Genomic DNA, 16,682 nt, shown 5'->3' with positions numbered 1-16,682 from the left:
TCATTATTTACACACAAGGTGGTCAGTCATGTTAATGGTTAGAGAACAAACAGCTAAGTTAAGAGAGCATCTCATTCGTCTTAAAGAAAGATTTGAAAATACTGCTCCACCTAAAAATCGCCGGAACAGGGACTTCTTTCAAATGGTAAAGGGAGAGACAGATCCGGTATATGAACTGCTTGAACAATGGGAAGAAGCAACACTAGAAATAGTGAAGCAAAGGAAAGTGAACGTTCACCCGCACCAGGTCGTATCTACAAGAGAGAATATGGAGCTGCTGCTTATGCATAGCTACTTTATAGATGCCCGGCCGAAGCGGTATATGGAACTGTATAAATCTATTCTCTATATCTTTGACCAATTACTTCAGGAATTAGAAAATACTAACAAATAATGGGGGAGAATTATGTATCAACAATCATTAGTTCAACAAGCGATTGATAGTATGGAAAACGCGTATGTGCCATATTCGAAATTTGCAGTGGGAGCGGCAGTACGGACGAAATCAGGGAAAGTTTATACAGGCTGCAATATTGAAAATGCAGCTTACCCGGTCAGTTTATGTGCGGAGCGAGTAGCAATATTCAAAGCAATATCGAATGGGGAAACAGAATTTGAAGAAATGGCTGTTGCAGCAGACACGAACCGTCCCGTACCACCATGCGGTTCTTGCAGACAAGTGATGAGCGAATTTTTCTCGCAAGATATGGAAATCCATCTCACCAATCTAAATCAGGATATTAAGACATTTACGATGGAGAAGTTGTTGCCATTTTCGTTTACTCCGACTGATTTGGACGCTTAATAATAAAATAATATTAATCTAGTAAATCACTTTGTTATTACTATTAAAAAACACACCATAATAAAATTTAACTTGGTGTGTTTTTAGTTACGCATACTTTATTTCATGCAATACATCTTCACTCAATTATTCTTCACCGCCATATATTTTCTTGTACTTTACACTGATTATCACTGAAGCCAAATATATTTCTTATTTTACTCTTCTGCCTGGTTCAATTTTGTGGAAAAGCATTAATATCTATAAGCATTGACCCAACTTGACTACACACCCATTTAATAATAACCTTTGATAAACAGATATGTTATGATATATAATGTAATGAATCTATAACCAAACAATATCATATAATTGAAACTGGAAAATCGTAAAATAAGAGGTGATAGAGATGAGTTTCGATCAAATCCAATTAAATGCGAAAGATATTTATGAAAAAGATTTTAAAGCAGAGTTCCGTGGTTACAGCCAAAAGGAAGTAGATGAATTTTTAGATGTTGTCATTCAAGATTATGACGCGTTTCAACAAGAAATCCAGCGATTGCAACAAGAAAATGATCGACTAAAGAAATCTTCTGTGGAACAACAGCATACGAGAACACGTGCTCCGCAACAGAATACACAAGTGAATTATGATGTGTTAAAACGCTTGTCCAATCTTGAAAAAGCAGTTTTTGGCAAGAAAGTCTCCAACTCTGAGGAATAGTTGGTAAGTACTGCCGTGCATTGTCTTTCTGATGATCTTATGCTAAAATAAAGTAAGCAGGTAGTTGAGTACTCATGTAATCGCTGCGTTTGCGCAGAGGAAAGTCCATGCTCACACAGGCTGAGATGCTTGTAGTGTTCGTGCTTGACGAAACGATAAGTCAAGGTAGCCAATTTGGTTAACGGCAGGAGAAATTCCTAAGTCTAACGATAAGGAAGACACTCCTTGAAAGTGCCACAGAGACGGAGCTGGATTGGAAACAATTCAGGTGGAACGAGGTAAACCCCACGAGTGAGCAACCCAAACTTTGGTAGGGGCACTCTTGATTAGGGAATTGAACCGAAAGAGGGACAGACATTTGTCTGTAGATAGATGATTACACCCAATGTACGAGGTTAAAGACCGCCGTTTGCAGTACAGCGGGACAGAACATGGCTTATCGAGTATTCAACGGTCTTCCATAAAAAATGATAAAACCTATTTCAGTTACAAAATGTAGCTGAAATAGGTTTTTTATTTACTTTGATATGGTACACTAAAAATAATCTGTAAATGAAGGGAATTATCATGTATGCAAAAGGTGAAATTACTTGCAACAGCAGCGATGGGACTTGAATCAATTGTCGCAATGGAAGTTAAGCAATTAGGCTATGAAGTAGAAGTAGATAATGGAAAAGTGATCTTTGAAGCTCCTATTTCTGCAATCCCGCGCTGTAATTTATGGTTGCGTACAGCAGACCGTGTGAAAATTATTGTAGGTGAATTTGAAGCCAAAACATTTGATGAATTATTCGAGGGAACGAAGGCATTAAATTGGGAGAATTATATTGCAGAGGATGGACAATTTCCTGTAAGCGGCAAATCCGTTAAATCAACGTTATATAGTGTTCCAGACTGTCAAGCAATCGTGAAGAAAGCAATTGCAGAGCGATTGAAATTGAAATATGGCATGGTCTCTAAAATGCCGGAAACAGGAGCATTATTTAAAGTAGAAATTTCCCTGTTGAATGATGTGGCGACATTAACATTAGACACTTCTGGAGCAGGTCTTCATAAACGCGGTTATCGGGTTGGACAAGGGGAAGCTCCCTTAAAAGAAACACTTGCTGCAGCACTCGTTTTATTAACGAACTGGAAGCCGGATGAGCCGTTTATCGATCCGTTCTGTGGCTCGGGAACCATTCCAATTGAGGCAGCCCTTATCGGACAGAATATCGCACCAGGTTTTAACCGGGAATTTGTTTCAGAAAAATGGTCATGGATTAGAAGCAAGTTTTGGGATGAAGCTTTATTAGAAGCTGAAGATCTTGCCAACTATGATCAGCCTTTAGATATAACAGGTTCTGACATCAGTCATAAGATGATCCAAGCAGCAAGTGAAAACGCAATTGAAGCGGGGCTAAGCGATCTTGTAACATGGAAACAAATGCAAGTAGCAGATCTGTCTATACAGAAGGAAAATGGATATTTGGTAAGTAACCCGCCGTATGGTGAACGGCTAAATGAGCGGGATGAAGTCATTCAGATGTATAATGACCTTGGTCAAGTGATGAGGAACTATCCATCCTGGAGTGTCTATATCATTACAGCATTTGAGGCATTTGAAAAACAATATGGTCAGCAGGCAACGAAGAAGAGGAAGTTATTCAACGGTTTTATCCAAACGAATTATTATCAATATTTTGGTAAAAAAGTAAAGGGGGAATAAATGATGACTAAAAGCAATTTGGAAAAAGATTTTCTGGCATACTTACAAGAAATTGATGCTTATCATGAATTAATTTCACTCGCCCATTGGGATTTACGGACGAAAATACCAAAAAAAGGTGTTGAATCCCGTTCAAAAGCAATTGGAATTCTTTCTGCTAAAGTTCATGAGATGCAGACATCTGATAAAATGAAACAATTCATTGACGAACTAAAGAACAAGACGGATGATGAAGTCATTCAAAAAGCAGTTGAAGAATGTGAATTGGATTATGAACGGAACCATAAGATTCCTCAAGCTGAGTACAAGGAATATGTCACTTTACAAGGACAAGCTGAAGCAGCATGGCAAGAAGCCAGGGAGAAAGCTGATTTCCAATTATTCCAGCCCTATTTGGAAAAGTTAGTGGAATTCAATAAAAGGTTCGCGAATTATTGGGGATACGAAGGCCATATTTATGATGCTCTATTAGACCAATATGAGCCAGGCATGACCGTAAAAACGCTCGATGAAGTATTCCCAGCACTACGTGAATCCTTAACTCAGTTACGGGAAAAAGTGAATAATAGTAAGGCGAATGTTGATTCGTCCATTGTACTTGGTTATTTTCCGAAAGAACAACAACGTAATTTTGCAATTGATGTATTAAAGCAGATGAACTATGACTTTGAAGCGGGAAGATTAGATGATACGATTCATCCGTTTGAAATTACATTAAATCTGCACGATGTTCGGATTACAACGAGATACGACGAAAATGATTTCCGCATGGCAGTGTTTGGAATTATTCACGAAGGTGGTCATGCTTTATACGAGCAAAATATCCATCCACAGCTTGCCCACACGCCACTTGCCACTGGAACATCCATGGGCATTCACGAGTCGCAATCATTATTCTGGGAAAACTTGATCGGCAGAAGTGATGGATTTTGGAAGGCGAACTATGAGAAGTTTAAATCCTTCGCCCCGGATTTTTTCAAAGAGTTGGATGTTGATGAATTTTACCGAGCGATCAATGAAGTAAAACCGACATTAATCAGAATTGAAGCAGATGAGCTTACGTATGCACTCCATATTATGGTTCGTTATGAACTGGAGAAAGCGTTGATTAATGGAGAAATCGAAGTGAAAGATCTTCCTGTCTTATGGAATGAGAAAATGGTTGATTATCTTGGTATTGAGCCCGCGAATGATGGAGAAGGGGTGTTACAAGATATCCATTGGTCGAGTGGAGATTTCGGCTATTTCCCGTCTTATGCTTTAGGGTATATGTATGCTGCGCAATTTTACAATACGTTGAATCAGCAGATGGATGTAGATTCAATTGTGCAGTCTGGCGATTTGTCTCCGATTACGAATTGGCTGAAAGAAAATATTCATCAATATGGCAAAATGAAAAAGCCCTTGGAGCTGCTACAGGACATCACCAATGAATCTTTAAACCCGACACATTTAGTTAATTACCTAACAGAAAAATACAGCCGGATATATAATTTCTAATTGCATGGGAAACTATCACGAGCGTTGTATTAAATTGTGAACGAAAAGTCAAGCATAACTCGGAATTATTACTAGAGCTGCAAAAAAGGACAAAGATTCGTTTAATGAATCTTTGTCCTCTTATGTTGATTAGCTATTTCCAATTGGCCAATCGAATGGTGCTGATCCTGGAGGTGCATTTTGAATGACATCCATTATCGGAACTGTATATGCAAAGAGAATCAATACAAGCGTAATGGCAATCCACAACTTCCAGTTCTCTGTCCATCTTGGCGTTGGTTCTGCAATGTCTTCTTCCTGAGCAATCGGGAATTCTTCTTCACCTTTTGGAGAGAAGAAAATCATTTTAACGAAAATGTATACCATTAATACAATCGCAATGAAAAGAATCGTACCACCGACTGCTTGAGCCATCTGATAAGCTCCCCATTCTGTAGCCTGTGCCGTCCCCCCGTAATCGGAGTAGGCGGAACGACGAGGTCCACCAATTAAACCTTGGATATGCATAGATATTGACATAATCAGCATTCCGACTGTCCAAAGGATCGTTTGAATAATTCCGAGACGGTTCACTGATTTTGTTAACTTACGTCCCGTCAAGTGGGGGATGAGCCAATAAGCAATCCCGAAAAATGTTAACACTACAGTCGTTGCTGCTGTTAAATGGAAATGTCCTGTAACCCAAATCGTATTATGAACAAGTGTGTTTATTTGATAAGAAGCATTAACAATTCCACCGGCTCCACCTGGGATAAATGCGAGCATTCCGATAAATGGTGCGAGGAATCTTACATCACTCCATGGCAAATGTTTGAGCCAGCCGAACAATCCCCCGTATCCTTTTTTACGACCCGTAATTTCAAATGTCGCAAACATGGAGAAGGCAGTCATCAAGCTTGGGATGACAACCATAAATGTCAAGATGACTTGAATAAACTTCCATGTTGAGTCCAGTCCTGGTTCTGTCAGCTGATGGTGCAGACCAACTGGGATAGAGAAGAACAAGAATAGAATAAATGAAAATCTTGCTAGTGTATCACTGAAAATTTTCCCTCCGATAATCTTCGGAATAATTGCATACCAAGCCATATATGCCGGCAATAACCAAAAATAAACAAGCGGGTGACCGAAATACCAGAATAAGGTACGGCTTAGTAATACATTAATTGTGTTCTTATAACCAAGTGACCAAGGTATAAATTGAACGAGCATTGCTGTAGCAACTCCAAGTGTTGCAATCAACCACATAAGCATATTAATGACAACCATAAAGGCAAGCAGTGGTGATTTTTCATCTGGATGTTTTTTCTTCCACATATAGAACTGACGGAAATTGACGAATGCGTTAATCCAACTGCCGACAACTACAAGTGTGATCCCGATATAAAATGCAGGATGCGCTTGCAGTGGAGCATAGAAGGTATAAAGTACGTTAGCTTTACCTACTAAGATGGTGATTGCAGCTATAACCATACCAATTGTCATGACGGCAAAGCCAATCCACGCCCAGTTCAATTGTTTCTTAGAATATCCTACTGTTTTACCCATTAAGGCATTTTGGAAACCAATAATGAAAAAAGTTGTAAGTACTAGGCCTAGAATAACGCCATGAACAGTTAGGATCGTGTAATAATTAATTCCCCAAGGCAATTCAAAGTTACCGGAACGGACAAGTACTTGTAATAATCCCATTAATCCACCAATAAATAAGGAAATAAATGCGACATACATATAGGACATGACAAGTCTGCGTTCATTTTTCGATAAACGAAGCTCCATTGTTCCTTTATTACGGAAAACGTTAGATTGTTTAGCTGGTGCTGTTGCTGTTTCCATTACTCAACGACCTCCATTGTCCCAAACATCATATGATGACCGACACCACAGTACTCATTACATACGAGTGTGTATTCTCCTGGGTTATCAAGCTGTACTTCCAAAGCACTTACATAACCGGGCTCAACCATCATGTTGATATTCGTTCCAGCGAAATTTAGACCGTGAACGACATCTGGACTCGTAGCCTGGACGAGCACTTTCGAACCAGCAGGTATTTCGATATGACTTATCGGTGCGCCTGATTCATCTGTACCGAGATTATAATTGAAAGCAGAGGCAACCACATTTAACACGTATCTGCCTTCATCGACCTTGGTCAAGCCAAGATTTTCTTCATGGAAAGCTTCATTCATCTCCAAATTTTCAGGATCAATCAACTCACCATGGCTTTGTGGGTGTGTCCCTAGATAAAAGGCTCCGAAACCTAAAATTAATAAGAATGCGATAAGGCCAATTATCCCAAGCCCAAGCCAATACTTTTCATACTTGTGTAAATGCATCTGTATCACTCCCTTTTTTTATCTGGAAAGGTATAGCATCAATACTCCAAACCAAGTTACTAAGATAACAACTCCTAAAACAGAAACGGAGATAAGCGTTCCTTTTAGATTTGGTTCACTTTCTGGACTGGATTTCAACTGCTTTCTCTTTTCAGTATTCATTCCTTCACCCCTCCTAGAAGTTTGATGTGCTGCTATTTTCATCATACACAAAATGAAAATAGAATTTATCCCTTCCAGATACTTTTCACAATATGTTCAATACTTCGCATACTCTTTGAAATAACGATTTTACTAACCTTTTAGTTATAAAAGTATTTGAACGTTGTGTGAAGTTTAGCTAATAGACTACTCGAATTTAGAAAAGTCTAAAAAGGAGGGATAAAAAAGAATCCTGAGGATTTTCAGGATTCCGGAAAACAAAAAAAGCAGTATTCTGTTACGAATACTGCTTAGGAATTTTTTATAATTTTGTTACGTTAGCTGCTTGCGGGCCGCGTTCGCCTTCAACGATTTCAAAGGAAACTTCTTGACCTTCCTCTAACGTTTTGAAACCTTCTTCTTGGATTGCTGAATAATGTACGAAGACGTCATTTCCTTCTTCCAGCTGAATAAATCCAAACCCTTTTTCTGCGTTGAACCATTTTACTACTCCGTTTTGCATGTAAACTCCTCCTAAAACCTTTCACGTAAAACGTGGTTATAATACAAAGTAGAGGCCAAAAAACATTAAAAGAGACAGCTTTCTAGAGAGTAGGATTACAATTACACCCACTTCTTTGGAAGCTGTCTTGTGTTTAATGAATCCGTACTTCTGCTTTGTTGAACCTATGATAACTCATTTAATTAGACTAGTCAAGAAATTTACAGTATTTTTTTCTGAATCTTTTTAAATATTAGTTTGTCGGAAAAACGAATGAATCAAATGCATTCCTATACAAAATAAAGTAATATAGAAAAAAGGGGGTAGAGGATGGACGAAATCCAACAGCAGCAATTAAACGAAATTCGTGAATTTACATATCAGTTATTCCATGATGATCCAACAGGACATGATTATGAACATATGCGACGTGTTGCTTTAATGGCAAAGAAAATCGCAAAAGAAGAAGGCCGTGACCCTTTCTTATGTGAGGCTGCCGGATGGCTTCATGATGTTGGGGACCGTAAACTCTTCTCCGACCCAGACCAAGCGATTAATGAAATGAATATATTTTTAGATCATATCTCCATCCATAATCAAGCGAAACATGATATCAATCATGTTATTTCAACTATTTCTTTTAAAGAGGGAAAAACACCTGCTACTTGGACTGGGAAGATTGTACAAGATGCTGACCGGCTGGACGCTATCGGAGCAATTGGGATTGCACGGACTTTCCAGTATGGTGGAGCGAACAATCAATTGATCTATAAACAGGGCAATCCGCATACTTCCATCCAACATTTTTATGATAAATTATTGAAAATAAAAGATAAGCTCCATACTTCTTACGCAAAACAGATTGCAATGGAACGCCATCGCTGGATGCTTTTATTTCTAGATCAGTTTCATAAAGAGTGGGGAACAGATAAATAGATGGGAGAAAGAAGGGGAATATTAACAATGGGAGGGTATCCACATGGTACAAGGAGAACAGGCATATTTGGATTTATGCCGTTTAATTTTAGAAAATGGAAATAAGAAAGCGGACCGGACGGGAACAGGTACATACTCTGTTTTCGGTCACCAAATGCGCTTTGATTTAAGTGAAGGCTTTCCATTACTTACAACGAAGAAAGTAAACTTTAATCTGATTGCTTCTGAGCTGCTTTGGTTTATTAAAGGGGATACGAATATCCGTTACCTTCTAGAAAACAATAATAATATTTGGAATGAATGGGCTTTTGAAAAGTGGGTGGAGAGTGACGATTATGATGGGCCGGATATGACGGATTTCGGTCATCGTAGTTTACAGGATGAGGACTTTAATTTAGAATACAAAAAACAAATGGAAACTTTCAAGGAAAAAATTTTAACCGACGATGCGTTTGCAAGTAAATACGGTGATTTAGGATTTGTCTACGGTAAGCAGTGGCGTCACTGGGAAACAAAATCAGGAGAAGCGATTGACCAGCTGAAGGATGTCATTGACTCGATCCGCAATAATCCCGATTCACGCAGACATATCGTGTCCGCATGGAACCCGGAAGACATTCCATTCATGGCCTTACCACCATGTCACACACTATTCCAGTTTTATGTAGCAGACGGCAAATTGTCGTGCCAATTATACCAGCGCAGTGGAGACACATTCCTAGGTGTACCATTTAATATCGCTAGTTATGCGCTCTTGACGCATTTGATTGCCCATGAATGCGATTTGGAAGTAGGAGAATTCGTCCATACGATTGGAGATGCGCATATTTATTCCAACCATCTGGAACAAGTGAAGACTCAACTCAAAAGGGAGGTACGTCCGTTACCGAAATTGAAATTGAATACGGACAAGCAATCGGTATTTGATTTTGAACTATCCGATTTTGAATTAATTGACTATAATCCGCATCCAGCTATTAGAGCTCCGATTGCTGTATAGAAAGGGGGAGTAAACGATGATTTCCTTACTCGTAGCAATGGACCGTAATCATGTAATTGGGTCCGACAATGATTTACCTTGGCATTTGCCGGATGATCTACGTTATTTCAAAGAAACAACGACAGGTCACACGATCATTATGGGGAGAAAAACATTTGAATCGATTGGACGCGTCTTACCGAATCGGAAGCATGTTGTCCTTACAAGAGGGAACTATGAATTTCCAGAAGAAGTCGAAGTGATACGTGACTTGGAACCAATCAAAACATGGAATGATGACAATCCGCAAGAAGAATATTTTGTGATTGGTGGAGGAGATATTTTTAAGCAAGTACTTCCTTTTGCTGACCGGTTATACATTACATGGATTGATGAAGATTTTGCAGGAGATACGTTCTTCCCATCCATTTCCTTAGATGAATGGGAATTAACCGAGAAAACGAAAGGGAAGAAAGATGAAAAGAACCCTTATGATTATTATTATCTTGTTTATGAACGGAAGAATAAGGAATAGAACTTGTACAGATTCTTCTAATGCTATATACTAATGGTTAGCATCATAGACTTATACTTAAAACGGAGATGATAAACATGCTGGCAAATATAGGGTTTCCAGGATTAATTCTTATTCTGATTGTTGCTCTTATTGTTTTCGGACCAGATAAACTTCCACAAATTGGTAAGGCTGCTGGTGATACGTTACGGGAATTTAAGAAGTCCACAAATGATTTAACTAGCGGTGTTACAGATGAAATAAAAGAAGTTAAATCCATTGTGAATGATGACACCAAGTCCAAATAAATGGGGTGAAGGAACATGCTAAGTAATATCGGAATCCCTGGATTAATATTAATTTTAATTGTTGCTCTTATTGTATTTGGCCCAAATAAACTTCCGGAAATTGGTAAAGCTTTTGGGCATTCACTGAAAGAATTTAAGAATGCAACAAAGGGATTAACTGAAACTGAAGATGAAGAGAATAATAAACAGTAATACATTATTCCAATTCAAAAAATAATTTCGGATAAAAGAAGATGTAAGTTTCTATTTTACCTTACATCTTCTTTTATGTGTTTTTTCGATTAGGGGTGTTTCTTAAATGGCTAAAAAAGGTCAAATTGAAGAAAAAGAGATGAATCTCGTTGACCATCTTTCTGAACTGCGTAACCGATTAATCGTTACCGCGCTTTTCTTTATCGGTTTCTTCATTGTCGGATTTATTTACATTAGAGATATTTATTGGTTTTTTGTTAACGATATAGACTTAGAATTAACGGCAATTAGTCCAACAGAAATTATTTGGATTTATTTCTCCATGGCAGGGCTGGTTGCGATTGTTGGAACCATTCCACTTCTTACGTATCAAATTTGGGCCTTTGTTAAGCCTGGTTTACTTCCACACGAAAGAAAAGCGACAATCGGTTATATACCGGTAGTATTTCTTTTATTTATTGGTGGACTCATCTTTGGCTATTTTGTTTTCGTAGAACTGATCATGCCATTCCTGTTATCGTTGAACGACGGAATGTTTAATATTATGTTTACAGTCGATCGCTATTTTTCATTCTTATTTCGAGTTACAGTACCATTTGCCTTACTGTTCGAATTACCGATTATTGTTATGTTTTTAACGAGTCTAGGCATACTTACTCCAGACTTCATGATTAAAAATAGAAAATATGCATATTTCGGCTTGATCATAATTGGAGTGTTAATCACACCTCCTGACTTTGTTTTACAGCTCGTTGTAGCCGTCCCATTAATTCTTCTTTACGAAATAGGCGTGCAGTTATCTAAGATAGTGTATAAGAGAAAGTTAAAAAAACATGAGGAATTTATGAACCAAAATGATTCATCAACCTGATGAGAAGAATAGATTGAGGTGTTTTCTTGAAGACATTTTATCAGCATTTGATGACTTTCCGCGGGATGAAAGTTCCCGATGACAAATGTAAGTTGGCCGAGTGGGTTTTTCGAGAGCACGATTTCCCAAAGCATTCGGATGATTACAATGAAATAAGTGATTACCTGGAGTGGAATAGTCCATTTCCAGGCGCACTTCGCACGTTTGATGAAGTATGGGATTTATATCATAATAGATAAAAATGAGGCTAGGGAATGATCAGCCTCATTTTTTAATGCAATTTTTTGTAAGGGAACGGAAGAGGAAGGTGCAGAACAGTTCCATCCTCTTTTTTGATTCGTTTGCACTCAATGGTAAATACAGTGTGGATGGACAGAATATATTAAATCAAACGTTTGTTTGAAATTTATTTGACAGGATTCGTCAAAGAAACCGAAGAAAACACTGCAAACATGCAATTTTATGCTGATTCCTGCGCTTGCCCGGGAAATAATATATTGCCTACACTTTTTCATCAGGTGTTACGTACATTATAAAAGTAAGCAATAGAAGGCAGGGGTGAGAAGATGCTCGGACCAAGACAAAGAAACCTGAATTACCATTATAGGCAACAACCACCTCAAGGAATGAATTCCTTTTTGTTTGGAAATCCCCCACAACCTCCAGTGCGACGCAGCCGTTTTCCCGTAAGCTTGCAGCAACTAACTTCAGGAAATTTATTAAATAGTCCTCAAATCAGTAAAGGTATTAGTGGTTTTTCGGGTATACTGAATAATATACAGCAGGTTTTAAGAGTCGTAGAAACGACGACACCAATTATTAAGGAGTACGGGCCAATGTTAAAAAATTTACCAGCCATGTATCGGATGGTAAAAGCCTTTAAAAATATCGATGACCCCGAAGAGGAGAAAGGGGAGGAAAAAAAGGAAGCAGAGGGTACAGGTGAAGAAAAAGGAAATGAAAAAGAAAAAGATATAGCAACGGAAAAGGTAGAGAAGAAAGTGGAAAAGAGAACCGGTTTATCAACTCCAAAGCTTTATATATGAAAAATATGCAGTATACTTGCATTTTAAATAAAAAAACGGAAAAATAGATATTATCACTAGAGCACTGGAGGAATAATTCATGTCTAATTCTTTAGAAAAAGCTACGTTTGCCGGCGGCTGTTTTTGGTGCATGGTTGAACCCTTTGACAGCCGCCCGGGTATTGAACGTGTCGTTTCAGGATATACAGGTGGTCATGTGGAAAACCCTACCTATGAACAAGTATGTTCCAATACAACAGGGCATGTCGAAGCAGTTGAAATTACATTTGACCCTGCATTAATGCCATACAAAGAACTTGTAGAAACGTACTGGCAACAGATTGACCCGACTGATCCAGGTGGACAATTCAATGATAGAGGGGAATCGTATCAAACAGCAATCTTCTATCACAATGAAGAACAAAGGGCGATTGCGGAAGAATCAAAACAGGCGCTTGAGGCAAGTGGGAAATTCTCCAAGCCGATTGTAACAAAGATACTTCCAGCTAAGACGTTCTATCCGGCAGAAGAAGAACACCAGGATTATTATAAGAAACAGTCGTTCCACTATCGTTTATACAAAAAAGGTTCAGGAAGAGAAGATTTTATTAATAACAATTGGAAAGAAACGTATGACAAAGAGGAATTAAAGAAAAAATTAACACCATTACAGTATCATGTAACTCAGGAAAATGGTACGGAGTTGCCATTTAAAAATGAGTACTGGAATAATTTTAAAGATGGAATATATGTAGACATCATATCCGGAAAACCGTTATTCTCGTCGAAAGATCAGTACGATGCAAATTGCGGTTGGCCAAGCTTTACGCGACCGATTGACCAATATGAAATAAAAGAAAATATGGATACATCCCATGGCATGATCCGTACAGAAGTGAGAAGCGGCTCTGCTGATTCCCATTTAGGACATGTCTTTGAAGATGGGCCGGTTGAGGCAGGCGGATTACGATATTGTATTAATTCCGCAGCAATGCGTTTTATACCTAAAGAGAAGATGAAAGAAGAAGGATACGGTCAGTATTTACATTTATTTAATGAATAAAAACCACAAATTTACGATAACTTTATTATGTAAACTAAGAAGGAGTAGATTATGATTCATTTAGATTGGGAAAAAAGAGCAGCAATTAAACAAATTGAGTGCGTTCATACAAATGCAGCAAAATTCGTTGTCCATAATAAATTAACCGCGGGAAAAGTTTATGATGTAATCAATGAAACAGACGAGTTTTACTTCATTATTGACAATAGCAACCGAGTTGGTGGATTTTTAAAGGATTATTTTAAAGAAATTTAATTTCAAAACGGCCTAGAATTGTTTAAACTCTAATAACCTTTGTTCGTTAGCAAGGGTTCATGTATAATTAACGTGGTAAAACTTAGCTGCTAAAGGAGGCGTTCGATTTGGCATTTGTAATTACATCACCATGTAAAACTGAAAAAGCTGGCGAATGTGTTGAAGTTTGTCCAGTTGATTGTATTGAAGAAGGCGAAGATATGTTTTATATCGATCCAGATATTTGTATAGATTGTGGAGCCTGTGAAGCAGTTTGTCCGGTGGAAGCGATTTTCATTGAGGATGAAGTTCCAGAATCAGAATCTGAGTATATTACACTCAATCGCCAGTTCTATGAGGACAGATAAGAAAAGCAATTGTATTTAAATCGTTTTACACAAAAAAGCCGTGCATATCATTTGCATGGTTTTTTGATTTAAGTACATTTCGTAGTTTTTGTTAAAATATCTCACTATCAAGAGTATACTTTGTTATTGAGATAATAAATGCTGTTTTTAATGTAGCTTCTCATAATATATATTATGTTAACTAGAAGAGAAAAATTATATTTGGCTCTGGGCTCCCCATATTCTCATATAAAATGAGCGACTTTAATGCCCCAATCCTTTTGTTCAGTCGGTTCAGTAATAAATTCTACTTTATCTTTTATTTCCTGATAGGTCTCTTCCACGTTTTTCACTTTAAAAATTAACGCTGTTCGATCAGCCTTTTCAATATCAACAGAATACTCGTCACCAATAGCTTCAGCCATCTGTTTGCGCTCAAAAATGCCTAGAGTAGCACCATTAAATTTGAAATCAGCATAATTAGAATTTTCATCTCCCCAGGTGACATTAAAACCCAATATATCCCTATAAAATAGAAAACATTCTTTATAATTGTCTACAAGTAACCTAGTGTGCGTAAATTCCATTAAAAATACCTCCAATTGGATTTAATATTCCAAGTTCATTCATACCAAGCCTTTGTTGGTCTATTTTCAGGAAAACCGACTTTTGCTCGATAATCCTTTCGTTCTTCTGTAAAATCAAACCACTGTTTTTTACTCACCAACCTCTAACGTTCTAATAAAAGTTGAAGATGGAAAAGATTATCTATCGCTAATTCTATATTCCATTAACAAATTTGCTCCATTATTAATTTTTTTAATCTTTCTGAATCCGCATTTTTCATAACACCTTATTGCCCTAACATTGGAAACAGCAGGGTCTAAAATAATCATATCTACATCTTTATGTTGAGAAATATGTTTAATAAATATTCTGACCATTTTCGTTCCAATACCTTTATTAAAAAAATTGGATAACCAATAAATTGATCAATTCCATAAACAGCTAAATGTTTAGGATATCCAAATTCTTTTTGTTTTTCCTCATTTAATTTATATTGTTGCATAAAACCAATGGGAGTGTTGTCTAACTCAACGATATAAGGAATTACAGGTATATCACCATTCACTCTTGGTTCATATTTATTCTTAACTTGTTGCAATGTAAATGGAGAATTCGCATCCCCATAGAACTCTAAAACCTCTTTTGTACTTAGCCATTGAGCCATTACCTCATAATCAGTATGTTTCATTTTTCTAATTGATATAGAATTAATATTCATATGTTCATCTCCCATTTAAATGCCGAACAGTTTGCATGAATATCTTAGATAGATGCTACATGCATTTAAATATCCTATTTGAGCAAATTTACTGATTCAAAGTATTAACGGCTACTTGAGCAATTTGTTTTTCTCCATTTTTTTCAAATACCTTATATTTCTGCATCCCTATTTTTTCCGCTACCTTTTGCGATGGAATATTTTGAGCTGTAGTATACGAAAAAAGCTTGGGATAATTTAATACCCTAAACGCATACTCCTTACATGCAAGTGCGGCTTCTGTTGCATATCCTTTATTCCAATAGTCCTTTATAATATGAAATCCAAGCTCCGGTACTGTTTCTTTTTCAATTATTTGCATGGTAATTCCACAATCTCCAATGAAATTTTCTCCACCTTTTAAGATTACAGCCCATAATCCATGGTTATATTTATTATAGTTATCAATATTCCATTGAATCCATTTTCCCACCTTGTCTTTGCTAAATGCCTCTGGGTAGTGTTGCATCGATTTAGGGTCAGAAAGAACCTTTGATAACTCTTCTATATCTTCTAAAACCATTTCCCTTAAATACAGTCTCTTCGTTTCAAGTATTTTCACTTTAACCACCCCCTCGTTTACTTTTCATATATTTAGCTTTATATCCCTTTTGTTCGTTATAAAGTTTATAACCCCGATGATTTTCTCATTCATAACTTTATTTGTTCGTTATATAAGCACGTTATAAAGACGTCGAATTCTAAATTTCTACTACATTTCATTTTTCAATAACCATTCAAACCACCTACCGTGCCCATCGGTTTTCGCAATCGTATTTCGATACTCAACACCATCCAAATAATAATCTAGATGTAAGTATTTATCTTGAATGTTATTGTAGATATGGAATACATCTCTTTTCTTACCAATAGTTTCAATGGTTTGCAATAATTGATCATTTTTTTCTTTTGGTATTTGGTTAGCTACGTGAGTATGAAAAATGCAAATCACATTGTCTTCCGGGACCTCTTCAACATATTTGGATAATAAACTTATTCCATCTCCATCCACCAAGCGTACAGGATATTCCTTCATGTAACCTGCAGCTTCTTCAAACATAAACTGCATCGGTTACACTTAGTTAGACAAATATTTTAAGGTCATATAAACTGAACTCAACAATTAGTAGGAGGAGAATCAGTAATGACCAAAAGAACACGAAGAACATTCACAAAAGAGTTTAAAGAACA

The 16,682-nt window shown here is 37.2% G+C and carries 23 protein-coding genes, 1 other RNA gene and 1 pseudogene; 17 read left to right on the top strand and 8 right to left on the bottom strand.

From position 1 onward, the window contains the following. Positions 1-28 precede the first annotated feature (28 nt). From GN217_RS06410 to GN217_RS06385, 6 genes are all read left to right on the top strand, one after another. Complete coding sequence (locus tag GN217_RS06410; protein ID WP_156855855.1) at positions 29-394, top strand: YppE family protein; 366 nt, start codon at positions 29-31, stop codon at positions 392-394. Positions 395-406: 12 nt separating this feature from the next. Next, the gene (gene cdd, locus GN217_RS06405) at positions 407-805 is read left to right on the top strand and encodes a cytidine deaminase (protein ID WP_156855854.1); all 399 of its coding nucleotides are present in this window, start codon (positions 407-409) and stop codon (positions 803-805) included. Between the two features lie 388 nt (positions 806-1,193). Further along, positions 1,194-1,508, top strand: a complete 315-nt coding sequence (gpsB, locus tag GN217_RS06400) for a cell division regulator GpsB (protein WP_156855853.1) — start codon at positions 1,194-1,196, stop codon at positions 1,506-1,508. Positions 1,509-1,576: 68 nt separating this feature from the next. Further along, an RNA gene (gene rnpB, locus GN217_RS06395) (RNase P RNA component class B) lies at positions 1,577-1,952 on the top strand. A gap of 127 nt (positions 1,953-2,079) precedes the next feature. After that, a complete protein-coding gene (locus GN217_RS06390) occupies positions 2,080-3,216 on the top strand; it encodes a THUMP domain-containing class I SAM-dependent RNA methyltransferase (protein WP_156855852.1) in 1,137 nt (378 codons plus the stop codon). Beyond that, complete coding sequence (locus tag GN217_RS06385; protein ID WP_442946192.1) at positions 3,217-4,716, top strand: carboxypeptidase M32; 1,500 nt, start codon at positions 3,217-3,219, stop codon at positions 4,714-4,716. It begins immediately after the preceding gene. 129 nt (positions 4,717-4,845) lie between these two features. On the opposite strand, the gene GN217_RS06380 is transcribed toward GN217_RS06385, so the two are convergent. The 4 genes from GN217_RS06380 to GN217_RS06365 all read right to left on the bottom strand — a co-directional run bounded on the left by GN217_RS06380 (position 4,846) and on the right by GN217_RS06365 (position 7,719). Further along, on the bottom strand, positions 4,846-6,495 hold the full coding sequence (locus GN217_RS06380) for a b(o/a)3-type cytochrome-c oxidase subunit 1 (protein ID WP_156855973.1): 1,650 nt from the start codon (positions 6,493-6,495) through the stop codon (positions 4,846-4,848). Between the two features lie 56 nt (positions 6,496-6,551). Further along, positions 6,552-7,055 carry a cupredoxin domain-containing protein gene (locus GN217_RS06375; RefSeq protein WP_156855850.1) on the bottom strand — a complete coding sequence of 168 codons (504 nt, stop codon included), beginning with the start codon at positions 7,053-7,055 and terminating at the stop codon, positions 6,552-6,554. An 18-nt stretch (positions 7,056-7,073) separates the two neighbouring features. Beyond that, entirely contained in the window at positions 7,074-7,217 is a 144-nt protein-coding gene (locus GN217_RS06370) for a cytochrome c oxidase subunit 2A (RefSeq protein WP_156855849.1), read from the bottom strand. 301 nt (positions 7,218-7,518) lie between these two features. Next, positions 7,519-7,719, bottom strand: a complete 201-nt coding sequence (locus GN217_RS06365) for a cold-shock protein (RefSeq protein ID WP_156855848.1) — start codon at positions 7,717-7,719, stop codon at positions 7,519-7,521. Positions 7,720-8,028: 309 nt separating this feature from the next. On the opposite strand from GN217_RS06365, the gene GN217_RS06360 reads away from it, so the two are divergent. The 11 genes from GN217_RS06360 to GN217_RS06310 all read left to right on the top strand — a co-directional run bounded on the left by GN217_RS06360 (position 8,029) and on the right by GN217_RS06310 (position 14,188). Then, complete coding sequence (locus GN217_RS06360) at positions 8,029-8,634, top strand: HD domain-containing protein (protein WP_156855847.1); 606 nt, start codon at positions 8,029-8,031, stop codon at positions 8,632-8,634. Positions 8,635-8,677: 43 nt separating this feature from the next. Further along, the gene (locus tag GN217_RS06355) at positions 8,678-9,634 is read left to right on the top strand and encodes a thymidylate synthase (protein ID WP_156855846.1); all 957 of its coding nucleotides are present in this window, start codon (positions 8,678-8,680) and stop codon (positions 9,632-9,634) included. A gap of 16 nt (positions 9,635-9,650) precedes the next feature. Continuing rightward, the gene (locus tag GN217_RS06350; RefSeq protein ID WP_156855845.1) at positions 9,651-10,148 is read left to right on the top strand and encodes a dihydrofolate reductase; all 498 of its coding nucleotides are present in this window, start codon (positions 9,651-9,653) and stop codon (positions 10,146-10,148) included. Between the two features lie 77 nt (positions 10,149-10,225). After that, positions 10,226-10,435, top strand: coding sequence for a twin-arginine translocase TatA/TatE family subunit (gene tatA, locus GN217_RS06345; protein ID WP_156855844.1), 210 nt, complete (start codon positions 10,226-10,228; stop codon positions 10,433-10,435). A 15-nt stretch (positions 10,436-10,450) separates the two neighbouring features. Beyond that, positions 10,451-10,627: a twin-arginine translocase TatA/TatE family subunit gene (gene tatA, locus GN217_RS06340; RefSeq protein ID WP_156855843.1), complete on the top strand. Its 177-nt coding sequence runs from the start codon at positions 10,451-10,453 to the stop codon at positions 10,625-10,627. 106 nt (positions 10,628-10,733) lie between these two features. After that, the gene (gene tatC, locus GN217_RS06335) at positions 10,734-11,498 is read left to right on the top strand and encodes a twin-arginine translocase subunit TatC (RefSeq protein ID WP_156855842.1); all 765 of its coding nucleotides are present in this window, start codon (positions 10,734-10,736) and stop codon (positions 11,496-11,498) included. Between the two features lie 26 nt (positions 11,499-11,524). Beyond that, entirely contained in the window at positions 11,525-11,737 is a 213-nt protein-coding gene (locus GN217_RS06330) for a YozE family protein (RefSeq protein WP_156855841.1), read from the top strand. A gap of 327 nt (positions 11,738-12,064) precedes the next feature. Further along, complete coding sequence (gene vrrA / locus GN217_RS06325; RefSeq protein WP_156855840.1) at positions 12,065-12,544, top strand: VrrA/YqfQ family protein; 480 nt, start codon at positions 12,065-12,067, stop codon at positions 12,542-12,544. Positions 12,545-12,623: 79 nt separating this feature from the next. Beyond that, positions 12,624-13,586 carry a peptide-methionine (R)-S-oxide reductase MsrB gene (gene msrB / locus GN217_RS06320; RefSeq protein ID WP_156855839.1) on the top strand — a complete coding sequence of 321 codons (963 nt, stop codon included), beginning with the start codon at positions 12,624-12,626 and terminating at the stop codon, positions 13,584-13,586. 51 nt (positions 13,587-13,637) lie between these two features. Continuing rightward, the gene (locus GN217_RS06315; RefSeq protein ID WP_156855838.1) at positions 13,638-13,841 is read left to right on the top strand and encodes a DUF6501 family protein; all 204 of its coding nucleotides are present in this window, start codon (positions 13,638-13,640) and stop codon (positions 13,839-13,841) included. A gap of 107 nt (positions 13,842-13,948) precedes the next feature. After that, entirely contained in the window at positions 13,949-14,188 is a 240-nt protein-coding gene (locus tag GN217_RS06310) for a ferredoxin family protein (RefSeq protein WP_156855837.1), read from the top strand. Positions 14,189-14,412: 224 nt separating this feature from the next. Here GN217_RS06310 and GN217_RS06305 read toward each other — a convergent pair whose 3' ends face one another. From GN217_RS06305 to GN217_RS06290, 4 genes and pseudogenes are all read right to left on the bottom strand, one after another. Continuing rightward, positions 14,413-14,754: a VOC family protein gene (locus GN217_RS06305; protein WP_156855836.1), complete on the bottom strand. Its 342-nt coding sequence runs from the start codon at positions 14,752-14,754 to the stop codon at positions 14,413-14,415. Positions 14,755-14,931: 177 nt separating this feature from the next. Next, positions 14,932-15,398 (bottom strand): annotated as a pseudogene (locus GN217_RS06300) (GNAT family N-acetyltransferase). A 142-nt stretch (positions 15,399-15,540) separates the two neighbouring features. Next, complete coding sequence (locus GN217_RS06295) at positions 15,541-16,053, bottom strand: GNAT family N-acetyltransferase (protein WP_156855835.1); 513 nt, start codon at positions 16,051-16,053, stop codon at positions 15,541-15,543. Between the two features lie 150 nt (positions 16,054-16,203). Further along, the gene (locus GN217_RS06290; protein WP_232334353.1) at positions 16,204-16,551 is read right to left on the bottom strand and encodes a DUF2332 family protein; all 348 of its coding nucleotides are present in this window, start codon (positions 16,549-16,551) and stop codon (positions 16,204-16,206) included. Between the last annotated feature and the right edge of the window lie 131 nt (positions 16,552-16,682).

This window comes from Oceanobacillus sp. AG (genome assembly GCF_009746545.1).
Classification (GTDB): domain Bacteria; phylum Bacillota; class Bacilli; order Bacillales; family Amphibacillaceae; genus Oceanobacillus; species Oceanobacillus indicireducens.
The sequence above is the reverse complement of the archived record's forward strand: the minus strand, read 5'-3'. Positions and strand labels throughout refer to the sequence as shown.